This window comes from Sulfobacillus sp. hq2 (genome assembly GCF_002903155.1).
Taxonomy (GTDB): domain Bacteria; phylum Bacillota; class Sulfobacillia; order Sulfobacillales; family Sulfobacillaceae; genus Sulfobacillus; species Sulfobacillus thermotolerans.
Map to the genome: position 1 here is coordinate 83,289 of NZ_NWUL01000011.1, position 18,285 is coordinate 101,573.

The window sequence follows — 18,285 nt, forward strand, 5'->3', positions numbered from 1 at the left end:
TGCAGAATGATTGCGCTGGTTGCGGTTCTCATATTTTTGGTGTCGACGGTCTTTGCGATGTTGGGAATGGGCGGCGGGATGCTTCATGTGCCGATATTGCTGTGGTTTGGCTATCCCTTAAAGACCGTCGCCCAACCCGTAGGGATTCTTCTCAACGGCATCACCACATTGGTCGCGCTCGTGGTTTATGCCCGCAACCGATTGGTGGACTGGAAAGGGAGCTGGGGGATGGCGGCAGCTGCTTTGCTAGCAGCGCCGTTAGGAAGCATTGTGGCCCGTATGGTGGCGGATCGCTTGTTAATCATTCTGCTGGTCCTCATGATTTTCTTTGCTGCCATCAGAACCTTATTGACCGCTCACAAAGCCGAACCCGAGAAGTTTGCCCCGAGCCGGATGCGCCAAGTGTTAGGCACCATCGTCGTGGCGTTCGCGGCTTTTCTGGGGGCGATGCTGGGACTTGGGGGCGGCACCCTTATCAGTCCCATGCTAATGTGGATGGGATATCCGACGAAGAAAGCCGTGGCGACATCGGCATTCGTCGTCACTGTATCTAGCGCCTCGGGGTTTGCTGGACGCGTGGGTCATATGGCGGCATCGTGGGAGCTGATCTTGGTCCTGTCGTTGGCTGTGATGCTGGCGGCGTGGTTAGGAAGCTGGGTAATGGCCACGCGTGCTAAGCCTAAGTGGGTCAAGTACGGTTATAGTCTCTTGTTAGTGGGGGTGGGAATCAAGCTCTTAATCCCGATTCTCTAGGTTCACTCTGGGCAGAAGATGGAAAAAGGAAGACGGCCGTCAAGATCTCGACCATGGCTGTCTTCTAGCGTTGTGTCGATGGACCTAGAAATCTCATTCCTTGTGGCCATAAAGGAGTTATGGCGATGGATATGCCACGCTCATCATCTCGGATGCTGCAATGGGGTCTGGCTGCTTATTGGTTTTCCTTAAATATGGAAGGAGCCGCGCTCCTTACCATTTTGATCCCGATGACCTTACTCCAAGTGTCTCCCGTAGGACATGTCGGCCAGTTGGCGCGTATCGTGTCCTTGGCCGCGCTATTCACCATGATTGTGCCCCCTATTGCCGGCGCCTATTCGGACCGTCAAAAACGCCGTGGTAAACGCCGCATGCCGCTGATGTGGTGGGGGACGGCGCTAAATGTGGGGGGCTTGTTGATGATCCCTGGGGTGTCACGAGCCTCAATCTTAACCGGGATCGTGTTGGTTACCGTGGTGGGGCAAGCGGCGTCGCAGACGGCTTACCAGGCGATGATGCCCGAAATCTTGCCCTCAAGCAGGTGGGGAAAAGCATCGGGTTACATGGGGCTCGCAAGTTTGCTGGGAACAATCACGGGACTGGCCACGGCGGGATTTGCGCCCAGTGCCATTCGGTACCCGGTGTTAGCTGGCATCATGGGAATAGGCATGATGGTGACCACACTGGGCGTAAATGAGGACCGTGGCCCTTGGGAATCGGCCTTACCGCATGTGACGATGGGCAATCACAAGAATTTTATTCGAGTTTTTTGGGCGCGCTTCTTGGTGATGTTGGGACAAACCTTTCTCATGACTTATATTTTGTACTTTTTCTCGGAAGTTTTGCATGTATCACAACCGGGAGCTCATACGGCCTTTGTGGGTGGGGAAGCGCTCCTGGGTGCAGCGTTGTCCACGGTGATCATCGGCCGGCTGTCTGACCGTGTGAGCCGCCGCGTGGTGGTCTTCCTGGCGGGCTTGCCGATGGCCGCCGCATCATTGGGATTTGCGCTCGATCCCACAATCCAGGCCATGACGCTTTGGGCGCTGCTTTATGGGGTGGGATATGGCGCTTTTTTATCCGTAGACTGGGCTCTTGGTCTGGAGTCGATTCCGGATTTGGCCAATGTGGCTCGTGATTTAGGAATATGGGGCATCGCCTCCAATTTACCCGCCGTGATTGCGCCCGCCGTCGGGGGGTGGATTTTAGTACACGCTATGAATCCCCGGCAAGGCTACACGACGCTTTTCGTCACGGCGGCGGTTATGTTTTTGCTGGGGTCTGTGGCCGTCCTCACTTTGGGCAAACCTTCGGCTGAAAAACCGTGGTCTTTATTTCTGGCATGGTTGGTCTATATTTTGGTGACTCCCTATGTACGGATCCGTTACCGGGTTCACGTTGTAGGAAAGCTAGCACTTCACCGCCATGCCTTGCTTGTGGTGGGAAACCATGGGCAAGATATCGAGGGACTGGTGGTTCCTTTGCTGCTGTTTCGGTCCCGGCCATGGGGTGCGCGGGTCATTTCAGCGGGCTCACAACGGTTGTTTGAACCAAATTTTTTTACCACCCGTTTGCCAGAGCGCTGGGGATACTGGTTAAGTGCTGTAAATGTAGGTCCTGTATTGTGGCGTCTTGGGGTGCGGCCTATAGAAAATCAACCGCTGTTCCGCCCCATTACGAGTTGGGCGTATCATATTTTTCAAACGCAGGGCAATCTTCTTGCGAGCGCGGTATTCACCGAGGAGGTGCTTACGGGTTTGGCCATGGTGAGGACAAATAAGGCGCCGCTGCGGCTACGCGACCTTTGGCAGCCGCGCTATGCCCGGCAAGGTGCTTGTCTTGTCAGCGTCACCGCCCTGCAAGAGCCCTATCGGCACCAGATGCGCCAGCAACTAGCCATGCATATCCGGCAACAAATAGCGGAACTATTAAATGCCGTCCGCGATGGCGATCTATTGTATTTGACACCCGAAGGCCGCTATACCCAAGACGGACGCGTGGGCCGGTTCCGCATGCTTTGGACGGTAGCTCAACAACACATCCCAGAGGTTGTGGGGATGGCTACCGCCTATGACGTGTTGCGCCCGGGCCCTTTGCACGTCTGGATGAGGTGGACCGAGAGGATGAAAGCCCCTTGGGCGCAAACCATTTTGCGAGCTAGGCGGCCGATTACGGCGAGTCATGTGGTGGCGGTCGCGGTTGAAGGCATGGCCGATGAATCTTCAGCCATGGCCCGGGCGAAGGCGCTGATGGCAAAAATTCCCGCGGATGCCCAGGTGGCAAGTGACTTGGCGACACGGCCAGATGAGGTGTTGACCCGCGCGTTGCACTTTCTTTGGCCTCGGCATCAGCACGGCGTGGTTTGTGACCCGCGGTTACCAGGAGTACCGGATCTTGTGCAGTATTACCGCAATCAATGGGATGAAACGATAGCGGCGTTAACCCAGATAAGCGTAGAGGAACGTCAGGATCAAACCGAGCCAGAATAGCGGATATGCGACAAAAAGCCGGGAGCGCGTAACGCTCCCGAGGTGGAATCCGAGCCCTCAACCAATTCCATGGCACGGCCGCAATCCGTTTCCGTGCGTCCCACAGTTATTATACCAAATTTTGGTAGTTACTCAAGTGGTTCTTGATTTTCTACTATATGCTCTTTTGTCATATCCTATGCTGCGATGGCGCAAAATGCATCAGAGTACAAGTACTTCTCAAAGGCGATGTGGCTCTGATCCAAAACAAACCTACAACGTCGGTCGGCAATCATGGGGCTTTGGCACCGTCTGATTATTGACAGGACATTAGGTAAAAGATAAAATAAATTGTTGTTGTGCAGGGCAAGTATCTGCGCCCGTAGCTCAGGGGATAGAGCAGAGGTTTCCTAAACCTTGTGTCGGTGGTTCGAGTCCTCCCGGGCGCACCAAAATTGGGGATTTTTCTACGATAGCGTATGAACCTTTTATGGAGCTCGCCCTCAAGGAAGCCGAGCGTGCCGCGCAATCCGGAGAAGTGCCGGTTGGGGCCATCTTAATTCTTGACGATGGGACTGTCGTTGCACAAGACCATAATCGCCGTGAAAGTGACCACGATCCGACTGCCCATGCAGAAATGCTTGTGATTCGAGCGGCATCCCAAAAACTGGGGCGATGGCGTCTGACTGGGACGACGTTGCTTGTGACGCTTGAGCCTTGTATAATGTGTGCGGGTGCTATTATATTAAGTCGGATAGATCGATTGGTTTTCGCTACACGGGATCCCAAAGCTGGCGCTGTGTTGAGCCTGTATCAAGCGCTATCGGATGACCGTCTCAATCATCGCGTGGCGATTCATGAAGGTCTCTACCAACAACAGGCACAAACGCTGTTGCGGGACTTTTTTCGGGCCCGGAGAATAAAGGACAAGTGAATAGTGCGGAGAGGTGTCTGAGTTGGTCGAAGGAGCCCGACTCGAAATCGGGTAGGCGGCTAAAACCCGTCTCGTGGGTTCGAATCCCACCCTCTCCGCCACGATATTGATCTGGAGGGGTGGCCGAGCGGTTTAAGGCGCACGCCTGGAAAGCGTGTTGGTGGGCTAATCCTGCCTCGAGGGTTCGAATCCCTCCTCCTCCGCCATTTGCATCATGTATTCGCCGTAGAGAGGCCATGGAGCAGCATCGATTGGGTCCCGCGCGGACAACACCTGTGAACCCCGTCAGGCCCGGAAGGGAGCAGCGGTAAGCGGGAACGTTGTGGTGCCGCGGATCACCTGATCGGTGCTGCCCTATGGCTTTTCTTCTATTCCTCAGGAGGGATGACTGTGGCCCACCAAGCACTATACCGCGTCTACCGGCCTCGTGACTTCCACGAGGTGATGGGGCAAGGACGGGTGGTGGATACCTTACGCGAAGCGGTTCGGCAGAATCGTCTCACGCATGCTTATTTGTTTGCAGGTCCTCGTGGGACGGGTAAGACCAGTGTGGCGCGCATTATGGCCAAGGCGTTAAACTGCCAATCGCCTCATGCTTCTGGGGAACCCTGCTTAGGATGCTCTGCCTGCAAAGCGGTGGAGCAAGGTCAGCATTTGGATGTTATAGAAATTGACGCGGCGTCCAACCGCGGCATTGACGAAATGCGGGATATTAAAGAGCGCATTGGGCAAGCACCGGTAATGGGGCGTTATAAGATTTACATTATCGATGAAGTGCACATGTTAACCACAGAGGCTTTTAATGCCCTGTTAAAGACGTTGGAGGAGCCGCCTGAGCACGTCATCTTTATTCTTGCGACCACAGAGGCTCAAAAGCTGCCGGTAACCGTCTTGTCGCGGTGCCAGCGCTACGAATTTCAAAGACTTTCTGTGGGCGTGATTGAAGAGCGCCTGCGCCAGGTTGCAGAGCAAGAAGGGTTTGTAGCCGAGCCCGACGCGATTGAGCTCATCGCCGAGTATGCCGACGGGGCTTTGCGTGACGCGCTTAGTTTGCTAGACCAAGCCTTGGCGGTCGGACAAGGAACTCTGAGCCGAACGGTTGTAGCGGACTTGGTGGGTACGGTGGATCCTGCCCTTATGCTGCGGTTGATGACAGGATTGAGCCAGTCCGAGACCTTGGCTGAGGTGATGGTGACGTTGGATACGGTGTATCATTTAGGGCGCGATTACCGCAGTGTCCTGCGTGACCTTGCTAAGCAGATTCGGGATGTGATTATATGGCGACAAGCCGGGCATGATCTTTTTCCGCAATATCGGCAGCAGTGGCTTGCCGAAGTGGATCAGGCTCTTCCCACTCATATTGCTCCAGCTCAGTGGTTCCATGCGTTAGAAATATTAGCGGAAGCCGATACGCGTTTGCGCGGGGGATTTCCGGCGCAATTGTCTGTAGAATTGGCACTGCTCAAGATTCGTGAGGAGTGGGGACTCGGATCTCCTCCACCTGTCTTGGAGGCGGTTCACGCTCAAAAGCCCCCGACCAAGACCCCTTTGTCTCCTAGGGCCGAGCCCGCGAACACGGGTTCCATCGCACCGGAGCCCGTACCCGTTCAAGGGGGTGGAGGTACTGGCAACCGAGTACCATTGCTCTTAGAGACGATTCGTCAAGAACGGCTGTCAACCCATGCACTCTTGAATGATGCCAAGGTCATTGAGCGCGATGCACAGAACTTGGACATCATCTTTTCTTTTCCGGCGCACCGTGATTTAATGATGACCACGCAGAATAAAGCTTTGCTGGATCAGGTGATACAGCGGATATATGGGCCTGGAATGCGGTATCATTTAACCACAGCTGACAACGCCGCCGAGACCGGCGCACCGCCGTCTCAATCGGTTGCTCCCCCGCTTGAGGACAGCATCCGTGAGTGGTTGGGGCCTGACGTGCCTATTCGTACGGTGAGCGATTAATTCGAGGAGGGTTATTATGGGATTTAACCCCAACAACATGCAAAAAATGATGAAGCAAGTCCAAAAGATGCAGGCGGATATGGCTCGGGTTCAAGAAGAATTGCAGACGGAAACGGTCGAAGTGGAAATTGGCGGCGTAATCAAAGCCGTGTTTAATGGACATGGGGAGATTCAGTCGATTACCATTAGCCCAGAAGCTGTTGATCCCAATGATGTGGAAATGCTCCAAGACATGATTTTGGCTGCTGTCCGTCAGGGTCACGCTAAATCACAAGAATTGGCGAGCACTCGCCTGAATGACGTCACCAAGGGCATGAATATCCCTAATATTCCCGGGCTCATGTAACCATGATTTATCCGGAACCTATTCAGGATCTTGTGAGCCAATTAGCCAAATTGCCGGGAGTTGGTCCGAAAACAGCCCAGCGTTTGGCTTTTTTCTTGCTGAATATGCCCCAAGGTGAAGCGGAATTGCTAGCGAATGCCATTGTCAATGCGCGCAGCAAAATTCGGTATTGTTCTGTGTGCTTTAACTTTACTGACCGCGATCCGTGCGCCATTTGTCGCAATCCATCCCGGGATGTTCGTACGATTATGGTCGTGGAACAACCCAAAGACGTTGTCGCGATGGAAAAAACCCGGGAGTTTAAAGGGCGTTATCATGTCCTACACGGGGCCATTTCGCCCATGGAAGGCATTGGACCGGAAGACTTGCGGGTAAAGGAGTTGCTCGCGCGCATTCAACAAACTCCGCCACAAGAAATTGTGTTAGCGACCAGCTCGAGTTTGGAGGGGGAAGCGACGGCCTTGTATTTGGGGCGCTTGTTGAAACCATTAGGTATGAAAGTTACGCGGATCGCCAGGGGCCTGCCTATGGGCGGCGACCTCGATTACACCGACGAGGTTACGTTGCTGAAAGCCTTAGAAGGTCGCCAAGAAATATAGCACGTCTTGTGCAGTTTGGCATATGATGGCAAAAAGCCTAGGTGGTGCTGGGATGAAACGTCAAAGACCCGATCCATTCCACCATCCCGGGTGGGATGAGGATGACTTTTCATGGCTTTCGCGGCAATGGTTGCTAGGCGCTTGGCGCCTTGGCCATCAAGAGCCTCAAGAATTCTCGGCCAAGCGGCTGAGTGAAGGGCGGCACCATTGTTGGCGCATGCCCCCAGGGTATTAAATGGCATGGCCTGTTCATAGACTATGAACAGGAGGGAAAATTATGGATCCGCGGATCGTCATCGCCTTATTGTTTGGGGCCCTTATGGTCTATATCGTCGTCACATCGCTCGCCCAACCGGTTGGATGGGCCAAGCCCGTCCTGATTCGTGCCTTAGGGGGGTTGGCCTTGCTCAAAGTTTATGATCTGGCAGCTGTCCATTTGGGATGGCTGCCTATTGGGTTCAATCTGATGAGTGCGGTTGTGGCGGGGATCTTGGGCGTGCCAGGATTTGCGGCCCTCATCGCCATTCGGTACGGCATATCCGGTATGTAGCAGCGTCATGATTTGCGTTTTCTTCACGGCCGTCCAGGACGTCTTGGCACGGTCTTTAGGGCTCCGGCGACCGGCTTTTGGGCGGGTTCCTTGACCCTGCGGCAGACGCTGGGCTACACTGCATAAGAAAAGATGACGAAATGCGTGTAGGAACACGGCTTTCTTCGCAGGAGGGGAACATATGGTTAGGGTACGATATGCGCCGAGTCCAACCGGCACCTTGCACATTGGGGGGGCCAGAACGGCGCTATTTAATTATTTATTTGCGCGCCATCATCATGGGCGCTTTATTTTGCGTGTCGAGGATACCGACCAGGCACGACTTGTGGAAGGCTCAGAAGAGAGCATGATGCGGGGACTGAAAAGTTTGGGCTTGGTTTGGGATGAAGGGCCCGATGTGGGCGGAGACTATGGACCTTATCACCAGTCCGAGCGCTTGGCGCGCCACAAGGCGGCGTTACAGCAACTTCTCGATGCCGGCCAGGCTTATCGTTGTTATTGCACGCCGGAAGAATTAGCCGAAGAGCGAGCACGGCAAGAAGCCCTCAAACAGCCGCCACGCTATAGCGGCAAGTGCCGCATGCGTCCGCAAGATGATCCCATTCATACGTCGGGAAAGCCGTTTGTGGTGCGGATGAAAGTCCCGGAAGAGGGGACGACCGTGGTGCAAGATTTGATTCGGGGACCGGTGACCTTTGAAAATCGGATTTTAGGAGATTTCGTCCTCGCGAAATCCGATGGCACACCCGTCTACAATTTTGCGGTGGTACTCGACGATTATGATATGGCGATCACCCACGTGATTCGGGGCGAGGAGCATCTCTCCAACACGCCGAAACAAATCTTAGTCTATCAGGCGCTAAACTTGGACCTTCCTGCCTTCGCGCATGTCCCCATGATTTTAGCTCCCGATCACACAAAATTGTCCAAACGCCATGGCGCGACTTCTGTTGAGGAGTACCGGCAGCAGGGTATTCTACCTGAAGCATTGACGAACTATCTCTTGCTCTTGGGATGGTCTGCTCCAGACGATACCGAAATCATGACCCTTGAGCAAGCGGCGCAGTGGTTTGACTTGGACCGAGTACAACATACGGCTGCAATTTATGACATTAAGAAGCTAGAGTGGATGAACAGCCAATACCTCCGGTTGCTGCCGGTGGACCGGATAAAAGAGGCGGTGACGCCCTTCCTGGCGGCAGAAGGTATTGTCTCGGAATCAGGGCCGGACCTGGATACCGTTATTGCTTTGGTGCGCGAACGGGCCCGGACGTTGGTGGAGTTGGCGCAAGGGATGGCTTATTTTTATGTGCGGCCCCAAACATTCGAGGCCAAAGGTGTTCAAAAGCATTTTGACGCCACCACCCCCGAGCGGTTACGAGCGCTAGCGGAGGTCTTAAGCCAACTGTCGACATGGGACCATGACAGCCTGATGGCGGCGTATGATGCGGAAGCGGCTCGTTTAGAGGTCAAACGGGCGGCGTTGATTCACCCTTCCCGATTGGCGGTAACAGGACGCACGGTGGGCCCGGGCTTATTTGAACTGTTGGAGGTCTTAGGGCAAAAAGAGACCGTGGACCGTCTCTTGGAGACGGCCACGGCCATTGAGAATGGGCATATTACGCCAACACCTTGACCTTGGCAGGACCGGGGGTCACGTACCCAATGCGGTAAACCGCAATCTTGGCTTGCTCGAACGCGGCCTCTAAGGAGGCGGCGTTCTCTTTTTTGACCGTAAACAGCAAACCACCTGAGGTAACCGCGTCAGCTAGCAACGTCAACAACTGGGAATCCATCGCCGGATCCGCATCAAGATGCGGCCTCACGTACTCTAGATTGCGACGGCTGCCCGACGGAAACCGCCCGAGTTGCGCGAGTTCCTTGGCGCCTGGTAACGTGGGAACACGCGAGGCCTCAAGGACGATGCTAACGCCAGCACCTTGGGCCATTTCCCAACTATGCCCTAGTAGACCAAATCCCGTAACGTCCGTACAAGCGGTGGGATCTCCCACTTGTTTAATGGCATCGCGTGCGGCGCGGTTCAAGGTTGTCATCATGGTGACCACGCTGTTCGTCCATTCGGGACGCGCTTCACCATCTTTGACAGCTTTGATGACCACGCCACTCCCAATCGGTTTGGACAGATACAACAAGTCGCCGACTTGCGCCGTGCTGTTGCGCCATATGTGATCGGGGTGGACAAGGCCTGTGACGGCATATCCCATTTTCGGCTCGTTGTCATCGATAGAGTGTCCTCCAAGTAAATGGCAAGACGCTTCATCTAAGATCGACTGACCGCCTTGCAGCATGGCTCCGACTTCTTCGGGTGACAACACGCCTTCTGGCACCGCTAGAAGATTCAATGCGGTCACGGGAATGCCTCCCATGGCATACACGTCAGATAATGAGTTGGCGGCCGCGACTTTGCCAAATAGTTCAGGATCGTCGACAACAGGTGTCAAAAAGTCCACGGTTTGCACAAGGGCTTGATCTGGCGTGAGGCGGTAAACGCCCGCGTCATCGTGGGTTTCGTTGCCCACTAAGACATCAGAATCCGCATGAAGGCGGGGTGGCACAAAGCTTAGTGCCTTCGTTAGGTCCTCCGGACCTAACTTGCACCCTCATCCCGATTTGCTGGTCATCTGTGTTAAGCGCGGGTGCATATCCTCACCTCCTGGATCCTCCAGAAAGCCTGGCGGAAAATTTTTCATGATGATTCTGGAGACAACGAGGCCTCCAGTCTTCTGTATCATAGCACAGTCATAAGGGCAAAGAGTTTGAGCGATGGATTAAACCCCCCGGCTGTTATCCGGAGGGTTTGACTTCAATGGCGCTGGCTCAAGGGCTATTGTTGTCCATACCAGATGGAACGGATGACGGTCCACAAGTGCGGATCCTCATCGCCGAGGCGCCAAATGGCGACCCCACCGAGATGATCGTGTTTGGCCAGTTCCAGCTTAAAGGCATCACTATAGCCGTTTTCAAACCACACAGTGTGGGTCGTGCCATTCGCAGCTTGGTACTGAAACGTGGCTTCATCATACGTCGAATTCCACGTGATGGGCACCCCGTAGTGGGCAGCCAGGTTCACCGCTTGCTCGTCATGGACCTCTACGGTATTGCCGTCCGAAGACCAGTTATAGCCGTAGGCGGCAAGTCCTAAAACAATCTTGGAAGCTGGGATGCGGGCTAAAGCGTAGTTGACTACATTAGTGACCCATCCGATAGGGGCGACAGGCCCTGGCGCCGAGCCGATGTCATGATAGTCATACGTCATGAGGACCACTTTGGTGGCGTATTGCCCCAAGAATTGATAATCATAGGCGCGTCCGTAGGGATCCGTGGAGGTGCGGGGAATAACGGCCACCGTGACCTCTTTCCCTAAAGGGCTAAGAGATTGACTGAGCGACTGGATAAAGGCATTGAGTCCAGAACGGTCTTGGGCACTTAAACCTTCAAAGTCAATGTTGTAGCCTTGGTAATCGTCTTGAACTGCCAATTGCGTCAGCTCGGCGACTACCGCACTGCGTGTGCTGGCGTTCGTCAGGATCGCGTCATTACCGCCAGCATTGGTGACTAACGGGAGAACCGTAATGTGATGAGCTTGGGCATACGCACGCACCGTAGCGCGCTGATAGCCCATGCGCCCGATCAAGCCATCGGCATGGACCGTGTACCACAACGGCGCAATCGTGTTGATGCTACCGAGGTTCTCTGACAAGCTGGTTTGCGATGCGGTAGACTGCGGCGTATATTGCGTGTAATATCCTAGCACCATCTTATGAGTGGAAGGGGCTAAAGGCGGATTCCCTGATGAGGGGGAGGGGGCCGCGGAAGATGACGGCGCATAGCCCATGGCGACCATTAAGGCATGCACCGTTTGAGGACCGACTACTTCATCGACTGCAATACCCGCGTGCGCTTGAAAGGCAAGCACGGCACGTCCTGTTTGTTGATTGAAGACCCCATCGGCAGGACCGGGATTGTATCCTAATTGGGATAAATCACCTTGCAAGGTGGTCACGGCAGAACCGTAGTCCCCTAGCGAAAGCATGTGCTGTCCGAGTGAGCCCTTGATGGGCATATACACTTGAGTTAGGTCGTTCACCAAGGTCTTTTCTGTGATGGGACCCGCAATGCCGTCGATGGCAATATGATTGCGCGCTTGAAAGGCACGCACGGTCCTTGCTGTCGCCGCGGTGTAATGCCCTGTTACAGGGGTGTGATATCCGAGGTCGTTGAGTTGCTGTTGTACAACGGCGACGGTGGCGCCGGCACGGCCTATGGTGAGATCGGGAAATTCTGCGGCCCAAGCGGGTCCGACGGCAAGGAGTGCGAGGCTGCCACTTAGAGCCGCTCCGGCCGTCACCATCCAACGTTTGTGCATATTTTCGCTCCTGTTCTGCGTCTTCGGAGTTAGCTGACGGGTTAGAGGACAGGTCCTCTTGACTCCCGGCGGAATCATTCACCCCAAAAAGCATCGGGTTCTCCGTACTCCTAAGAAGCACCTTTTAGGAGATTCGACGGAATTAACACGTAAATACGCGTCACATGTTACGTTACGGGACAGCGCTTATACTGTCAGCTCGAAAAATGCTGGATAGTCCCGGGATAAACAGCGTTAGCTGGTAACAGCAGGAGTCTTTGGCGAAATTGACATATTCTAAGGCTAATGGGAATTTTCGACAGATATGAGGATATTGGGGCGAAAAGAGAGGAAAAATAGGGACACGATACATAAAGGCGTATCATGCCCATGAAATCTGTGGTAAAAAGCCACACGATAAGCCTATACTACCTAAGGATATGAATAGGAGGGGTTTTGTGGCTGGGAGCCTGCGTTTAAAAACGGGACCGCACCGAGTGCTTGAAGGGGCTCCGTGGGTATATCGTGGAGAGATGTATCATGCCGATTTAACGCCAGGAACGGTGGTCGAATTAACCGAGGTCAATGGACGGTTTGTTGGCAAAGGGTTTTTCAATCCGGCATCGCTAATTGCCTTTCGTCTGCTCACGCGTGATGTGCATGACGTGATTGATGGGGCATGGTTTCGCCGCCGGGTGCGTGACGCGGCGCAGATGCGACAGGATTTACTTGGGCATAAAGATGCTTACCGCGTTGTCAATTCCGAAGCCGACCAATTGCCAGGGTTGATTGTGGACAAATATGGGCCGATGCTGGTGGTGGAAATTTTAAGTTTGGGATTGGTGCCCTTTACCGCGGATATTGTCGACGAGCTTGTCGCGATTTTTCAGCCCCAAGGAATTTACGAGCGGGGGGATGTTCCCGTGCGCACGAAAGAAGGACTGCCGCGCACGAACCGCATGTTGTTTGGAACCATGGTGTCCCCTGTCCATATCATAGAAAATGATGTGGTCATGCTAGTGGATCTGGCAGACGGCCAGAAAACAGGCCATTTTCTTGACCAATATCCCAATCGTCGGCGTACCGGGGAATTGGCTGCGGGCCGGAAAGTCTTTGATGCGTTTTGCCACACGGGGGGCTTTGGTCTTACAGCCGCCAAACACGGCGCGCAATCTGTCATTGGGATTGATATCGATGAGAACGCGGTGGCGCGCGCTCAAGAGAACGCAGCGGCGAATGGGTTGAACCAGGTGGAATTTCTCACCGCCAATGCGTTTGACTGGCTGAGGAAAGAAAGTGAAAAAGGACCCCAATACGATTTGGGGATCTTGGATCCGCCGGCGTTTACGAAGTCCAAAGATACAGTGGCTGGGGCGATCCGGGGCTACAAAGAGATTAATTTACGGGGCATCAAATTGCTGAAACCAGGGGGGATCCTGGTGACCTCCAGCTGCTCTTACCATATGTCCGAAGCGCAGTTTATTGAAGTCGTACGGGACGCGGCGAAAGACGCTAAACGCGTGGTCAAGATCTTGGAAATACGTGGCCAAGGACTCGACCATCCGATGTTGCCGGGATTGCCAGAATCGCGATATCTCAAGTGCTTGGTTTGTTACGTAAGCTAATTGTCAATAGTCTGGGTTTTGTTAATCCAACCTTAACAAGGAATTAAACCACTCATAATGTGCGAATGGCATGATAAAGCTAAGGAAAATACCGTTGGCGCCGATAAGGCGACAGGAGGAGCTTTATCATGTCATCTGAGTCTACTGATTTCCAGTCCGCAATGGATCACGCTAAATTAAAAGGCTTGCATTGGAAAATTTGGTTTTTATCCGCCATGGGAGTGTTCCTTGACGGATTTGACCTCTTTATTATTGGAGTGGCTTTGCCACTGATTTCTCACCAAATGCATATGTCCAAGACCGGTCTGGGACTCGTAGGCGCTGCGGCTCCCCTAGGGGCTATGATTGGGGCCTTCACGTTAGGCCGATATACTGACAAGTTGGGTCGAAAGGCGATGTACTTTTTTGACCTTCTTTTTTTTGTCGTGTTCACAGGACTTTCCGCACTCTCTTGGAGTACGATATCTCTTCTCGTTTTCCGCTTTCTTTTGGGTATCGGCATTGGCGCAGACTATCCCATCAGCTCCACATACGTATCAGAACTCATGCCCAAAAAGATTCGCGGCCGCATGCTTTCTTCCGCCTTTAGTTTTCAAGCGTTGGGCGCGTTGTTTGGTGCGGCGGTTGGTCTTGCCATCTTAATGTTGGACCCCGCTCCTAATGCGTGGCGGTTTATGCTGGCCATTGGTGTCGTTCCGGCCATCATCGTGCTCGTCTTGCGGACCACGGTGCCCGAAAGCCCCCGGTGGCAAATGGAGCACGGTGACGCAGAAAAGGCTCGGACCTCCGCTGAAGCTTTGACAGGGCAAGCGATTGCCGTCGAACCGGTGCGCAAAAGCACATTGCAGTACAAGGACTTATTTAGCGCGGCCTACCTCAAACGAACCATTTTAGTGACGGTGCCATGGTTCTTAATGGATATTGGGCTCTATGGCATTGGCATTTTTACGCCGACGATTTTGTCCGTTATGGCTTTCGCGGGGCATGGTAACTTCATTCATAAAGACATTTTGTCAACCCAAGGCGCGATTTTCTTGGACGTCTTTTTAGTCGTGGGTTTTGCCTTAAGCATTACCCTTATTGAGCGGCTTGGGCGCATCCGGCTCCAAATGATAGGGTTCGCGGGGATGGCCGTGGCGATGGCGGTGCTCGCGGTTGTCGGTGTGCCCAAGGGGGCCCAAGGAGACTCCACGTTGTTAATTTTCTTTGGATTTGCCTTGTTTAACCTCGCGGTGAATATGGGCCCCAACGCCACCACCTGGATTTTGCCAACCGAGGTCTTCCCCACCAGCCTGCGCGCATCGGGTCATGGTCTCGCGGCCGCATCCGGAAAATTTGGCGCAGCCGTGGGTATTTTCTTGTTACCGGTCTTAGAGCAAGCGTGGGGGTTAGGGGTCACGTTAGGGATGATTGCGTTGGCTTCCTTTATTGGATTGCTGATTACCTGGCTTTTTGGGTATGAGACAGCTGGCCAATCTTTGGAAGAGGCCGGGGGCAATGGGAATGAAAAAGGGCCGCGAACGAAGCAAGTGACGGCCTAAGGAAAAAGCCTTCCGGCACAAGCCGGAAGGCTTTTTTAATGAGACGATGTTAGTGGCTGCACGAATTGGCGGCGCCGGGATCATCCTTAGTACGGAAGGAGTGACCACATCCGCAGGAAGAAGCCGCATTGGGGTTATTGATGGAAAAGCCACCGCCCATCATTGAGTTCACATAATCGACTTCGATTCCCTCCAAATAAGGAGCACTTAAGGGATCGATCACCACTTTGACCCCATTAAACTCAAAGACGTTGTCATCCTCTTGGGCAGCGTCCAGTGCCATGCCATAGCTGAAGCCACTGCACCCACCCTTACTGACATAAATGCGCAGGGCTAGGTCCGCATGATCCTTTGAGGCCATAAATTCCTTGACCTTATCGGTGGCAGTTTCACTCAGTGTAATCATTACGACATTCACCTCCGGGAGAAGTATTATAAAGCATCGGGTTATAGCTATCCTATCATAGATCCATCGTGCGTATCACACTATTTTTTACTGCTTTTGGACTCCTGTTCAAGAATGCCAAAAACATTAAGTAGTTCAGAAAGGCCAAAAATAAGAGCGTCGCGCGACTTCTGATCTAAACGTTCGGCAAATCGGCTAAATTGAGCCTGTCGGCGTTCAAAGACGAGTTCGGCCAGTTGTTTTCCATAGGAAGAGAGGCGTACTCGCACCACGCGTCGATCTTGATCATCGCGCTCGCGTCTGACCAGGTTCATGTTGATCAGGCGATCGACCAGTCGTGTCGCCGCGCTTTCTGTAAGTCCTAACTGTTCAGCCAGTTCACCCATGGGCAAATTGGGCACACCATATAAGGCAAACAAGGCGTTCATTTGGGACGGCGTAACCTCGAGGCCAATCAACTCACGACTAGCTTCGGCTTCGAGATAACGCATTATACGCGGGAAAAGTCGCTGAATTTCATTAATGAACGATTGTAATTGGTCATCCATCTGGGGCCCTCCTTGCGTCTGTTGTTTCATCATATCAAATCTTCGGCTTTTCGCTAATAAATTTGTCGTTGACAACTATTGCATTAGGGCGATATACTGGCCCTGCAAAACGTCACAGTCTAAAGGAATGGGGCGCCATGATCCCGATATTACGGACGCATCAACGAGTCTTCTGCGGTTCCGAGGGGGAGGTGGCGCTTTTTCTTATGATCAGGAGGGGTGCGGATGTATGTCAAGAAGGTCGCGGTTATTGGCGCGGGGACCATGGGCGCCGATATTGCTTATACGCTGGCTTTGACGAATATTCCTGTGGTTCTGCGGGATGTGGATGATTCGGCGCTTAAGAGGGCCCAGGAACACATTCAAGGACTTTTTGCCCAACGGGTCGCGAAAGGACGTCTCACGGCTCCAGATGCCGACCAACGTTTCGCCCGCATCGTGTTTAGTGGGGATCCTGCAGCTTTGCAAGATGTGTCCGTGGCGATTGAAGCCGTGCCAGAAAAAATGGCTTTGAAACAGAAAGTTTTTCAGGAACTCGACCGCTTGCTTCCGCCACTGGCCATTTTAGCGACAAACACCTCGGCCCTTAGTGTGACAGAGATGGCTCGCGTAACGTCCCGTCCCGAACGGGTGGCCGGCATGCATTTTTTCTATCCTGCGCACATGATGAAGCTGGTCGAGATTATTGCTGGATCGGATACAGAGCCTGATGTTCTCAAGACCCTCAGTCGACTTAGTGAAGAAATTCGGAAAATTCCGGTGGTCGTGAAGGAGTGCCCGGGGTTTGTGGTGAACCGCGTGTTGACAGCCTCCATGGCCGAGGTGATGCGGTTTAAGGCCGAATATGGCTATAGCGCGCAAGAGATTGATGACGTTATTGTGAGACATCAGATTGCTCCCTTGGGCCCTTTTACGTTGGCGGATGCTTTAGGTCTAGATATTGCCTGGGATGTCGCACAAACGCTGCAAGCAGCTTATGGAGACCGTTTCGATCCGGGTCCCGAGTTGCCACAACTGGTAGCGGAAGGACATCTTGGGGTGAAAACGGGCCAAGGCTTTTATACCCACAACAGGTCATGAAAGGATGGGGAGAAAATGGAGGCAGAACGCGAACAAGAATTAATAGATCGGTTTACGCTGGCCACGTATTTAGAAGCAGCTAGACTGTATGAAGAAGGTATTGCTACCGCGCAAGCGATTGACATTGCGATGCGGGCCGGTGCAGGGCTTCCTCAAGGGCCGCTGGCGTGGGCGGATAGTATCGGCTTGGATGTTATTTATGAGAAGCTCACGCGCCTGCAACACGAATTGGGCGACCGGTTTGCGCCTCCAACATCTCTGACAGAGCGGATCGGGCGGGGTCAACTGGGTGTCAAAACGCACGCAGGTTATTTCAATTATTAACGGACAATGGGAGGTGAATACAACATGGCACTAATTACCGTCGAACAGAGGGACCGTGTCGCTGTCTTGCGCCTGAGTCATCCTCCTGTGAATGCCTTAAGCTTATCCTTGTTGCAAGAACTCGATCGTGCCCTCACCGAGGCGATTGAGAATCATACTGTACGAGCGTTGGTTATTACGGGAGATGGTATGTTTTTTGCTGCGGGCGCCGATATTCCGAGCTTTTTGCAAATGGGAGCTGGCGTTAAGGATTTTTTGGCCTATGGCGTGGCCTTGTTTAATCGCATCGAACAGTGTCCCAAGCCTACTATTGCGGCCATTGGCGGCCCTGCCTTAGGCGGTGGCAATGAACTAGCGATGGCCACCGATATGCGCATTGCGTCCGACGCGGCACGTTTTGGTCAGCCCGAAGTAAATTTAGGGATCATACCGGGCTGGGGTGGGACGGTTCGTATGCCCAAATTAATCGGTCGGTCTCAAGCGGCGCGCTTATTACTCACCGGCGAAGCCATTGATGCCCAGGAGGCCTTGCGTATTGGTTTAATTCATGAGGTGGTGCCTGCCCATCTTTTATTGGACTATGCCGTGAATCAAGCAGACCGCTTAGCAGCCTTGCCGCCTTTAGCCCTGCAAGCCATTAAGAAACTTCTGGTCGATCCGAGTCTTGGACAAGCGGCGGAAACCGACGCGATGTCGGCTCTCATGGCGTCATCTGATGCAGCGGAGGGTATTATGGCCTTTCTCCAAAAGCGACGCCCAGAGTTTCGAGGGCAGTAG

Annotated in this window: 18 protein-coding genes, 3 tRNA genes, 1 other RNA gene and 1 riboswitch; of the genes, 18 read left to right on the forward strand and 4 right to left on the reverse strand. The window is 53.5% G+C overall.

The genetic code is table 11. From position 1 onward, the window contains the following. Positions 1 to 6 precede the first annotated feature (6 nt). From CO251_RS01480 to gltX, 13 genes are all read left to right on the forward strand, one after another. Positions 7 to 753, forward strand: a complete 747-nt coding sequence (locus CO251_RS01480) for a sulfite exporter TauE/SafE family protein (RefSeq protein ID WP_103374043.1) — start codon at positions 7 to 9, stop codon at positions 751 to 753. A 125-nt stretch (positions 754 to 878) separates the two neighbouring features. Beyond that, the gene (locus CO251_RS01485) at positions 879 to 3,242 is read left to right on the forward strand and encodes an MFS transporter (RefSeq protein WP_158246122.1); all 2,364 of its coding nucleotides are present in this window, start codon (positions 879 to 881) and stop codon (positions 3,240 to 3,242) included. Positions 3,243 to 3,597: 355 nt separating this feature from the next. Beyond that, positions 3,598 to 3,673, forward strand: a tRNA-Arg gene (locus tag CO251_RS01490). A 38-nt stretch (positions 3,674 to 3,711) separates the two neighbouring features. Beyond that, complete coding sequence (gene tadA, locus CO251_RS01495; RefSeq protein WP_103374045.1) at positions 3,712 to 4,155, forward strand: tRNA adenosine(34) deaminase TadA; 444 nt, start codon at positions 3,712 to 3,714, stop codon at positions 4,153 to 4,155. 7 nt (positions 4,156 to 4,162) lie between these two features. Next, positions 4,163 to 4,256 (forward strand) — tRNA-Ser (locus tag CO251_RS01500). A 12-nt stretch (positions 4,257 to 4,268) separates the two neighbouring features. Continuing rightward, positions 4,269 to 4,361, forward strand: a tRNA-Ser gene (locus tag CO251_RS01505). Between the two features lie 43 nt (positions 4,362 to 4,404). Then, positions 4,405 to 4,503: signal recognition particle sRNA small type (gene ffs, locus CO251_RS01510), an RNA gene on the forward strand. Between the two features lie 42 nt (positions 4,504 to 4,545). Next, positions 4,546 to 6,123, forward strand: a complete 1,578-nt coding sequence (gene dnaX / locus CO251_RS01515; RefSeq protein WP_103374046.1) for a DNA polymerase III subunit gamma/tau — start codon at positions 4,546 to 4,548, stop codon at positions 6,121 to 6,123. A gap of 16 nt (positions 6,124 to 6,139) precedes the next feature. Next, entirely contained in the window at positions 6,140 to 6,469 is a 330-nt protein-coding gene (locus CO251_RS01520) for a YbaB/EbfC family nucleoid-associated protein (protein WP_103374047.1), read from the forward strand. Between the two features lie 2 nt (positions 6,470 to 6,471). Further along, a complete protein-coding gene (gene recR, locus CO251_RS01525) occupies positions 6,472 to 7,068 on the forward strand; it encodes a recombination mediator RecR (protein WP_103374048.1) in 597 nt (198 codons plus the stop codon). Between the two features lie 52 nt (positions 7,069 to 7,120). Further along, positions 7,121 to 7,303 carry a hypothetical protein gene (locus tag CO251_RS01530; protein ID WP_103374049.1) on the forward strand — a complete coding sequence of 61 codons (183 nt, stop codon included), beginning with the start codon at positions 7,121 to 7,123 and terminating at the stop codon, positions 7,301 to 7,303. A 42-nt stretch (positions 7,304 to 7,345) separates the two neighbouring features. Beyond that, positions 7,346 to 7,618 carry a pro-sigmaK processing inhibitor BofA family protein gene (locus tag CO251_RS01535; RefSeq protein ID WP_103374050.1) on the forward strand — a complete coding sequence of 91 codons (273 nt, stop codon included), beginning with the start codon at positions 7,346 to 7,348 and terminating at the stop codon, positions 7,616 to 7,618. Positions 7,619 to 7,799: 181 nt separating this feature from the next. Continuing rightward, positions 7,800 to 9,254, forward strand: a complete 1,455-nt coding sequence (gene gltX / locus CO251_RS01540; protein ID WP_103374051.1) for a glutamate--tRNA ligase — start codon at positions 7,800 to 7,802, stop codon at positions 9,252 to 9,254. Here gltX and selD read toward each other — a convergent pair. Then, positions 9,238 to 10,281, reverse strand: a complete 1,044-nt coding sequence (gene selD / locus CO251_RS01545) for a selenide, water dikinase SelD (protein ID WP_103374052.1) — start codon at positions 10,279 to 10,281, stop codon at positions 9,238 to 9,240. The genes gltX and selD overlap by 17 nt on opposite strands. A 182-nt stretch (positions 10,282 to 10,463) precedes the next feature. Continuing rightward, positions 10,464 to 12,005, reverse strand: coding sequence for a peptidoglycan-binding protein (locus CO251_RS01550; RefSeq protein WP_158246123.1), 1,542 nt, complete (start codon positions 12,003 to 12,005; stop codon positions 10,464 to 10,466). A 3-nt stretch (positions 12,006 to 12,008) separates the two neighbouring features. Beyond that, positions 12,009 to 12,154, reverse strand: a riboswitch (cyclic di-AMP (ydaO/yuaA leader). 288 nt (positions 12,155 to 12,442) lie between these two features. Between CO251_RS01550 and CO251_RS01555 the strand changes: the two genes are divergently transcribed. Continuing rightward, entirely contained in the window at positions 12,443 to 13,609 is a 1,167-nt protein-coding gene (locus tag CO251_RS01555) for a class I SAM-dependent rRNA methyltransferase (protein WP_242968186.1), read from the forward strand. A 128-nt stretch (positions 13,610 to 13,737) separates the two neighbouring features. Continuing rightward, positions 13,738 to 15,150: an MFS transporter gene (locus CO251_RS01560; RefSeq protein WP_103374055.1), complete on the forward strand. Its 1,413-nt coding sequence runs from the start codon at positions 13,738 to 13,740 to the stop codon at positions 15,148 to 15,150. Between the two features lie 49 nt (positions 15,151 to 15,199). Here the strand turns inward: CO251_RS01560 and erpA are convergent, their stop codons facing one another. Then, complete coding sequence (gene erpA / locus CO251_RS01565) at positions 15,200 to 15,556, reverse strand: iron-sulfur cluster insertion protein ErpA (RefSeq protein WP_103374056.1); 357 nt, start codon at positions 15,554 to 15,556, stop codon at positions 15,200 to 15,202. An 80-nt stretch (positions 15,557 to 15,636) separates the two neighbouring features. Continuing rightward, positions 15,637 to 16,104, reverse strand: a complete 468-nt coding sequence (locus CO251_RS01570; protein WP_103374057.1) for a MarR family winged helix-turn-helix transcriptional regulator — start codon at positions 16,102 to 16,104, stop codon at positions 15,637 to 15,639. Positions 16,105 to 16,329: 225 nt separating this feature from the next. Between CO251_RS01570 and CO251_RS01575 the strand changes: the two genes are divergently transcribed. Genes CO251_RS01575 through CO251_RS01585 form a run of 3 tightly spaced genes read left to right on the forward strand, consistent with a single transcriptional unit; the run spans position 16,330 to position 18,285 of the window. Next, complete coding sequence (locus tag CO251_RS01575) at positions 16,330 to 17,184, forward strand: 3-hydroxyacyl-CoA dehydrogenase family protein (protein WP_103374058.1); 855 nt, start codon at positions 16,330 to 16,332, stop codon at positions 17,182 to 17,184. Between the two features lie 15 nt (positions 17,185 to 17,199). Then, on the forward strand, positions 17,200 to 17,508 hold the full coding sequence (locus tag CO251_RS01580) for a 3-hydroxyacyl-CoA dehydrogenase family protein (protein ID WP_103374059.1): 309 nt from the start codon (positions 17,200 to 17,202) through the stop codon (positions 17,506 to 17,508). Positions 17,509 to 17,532: 24 nt separating this feature from the next. Further along, positions 17,533 to 18,285: an enoyl-CoA hydratase/isomerase family protein gene (locus CO251_RS01585; RefSeq protein WP_103374060.1), complete on the forward strand. Its 753-nt coding sequence runs from the start codon at positions 17,533 to 17,535 to the stop codon at positions 18,283 to 18,285.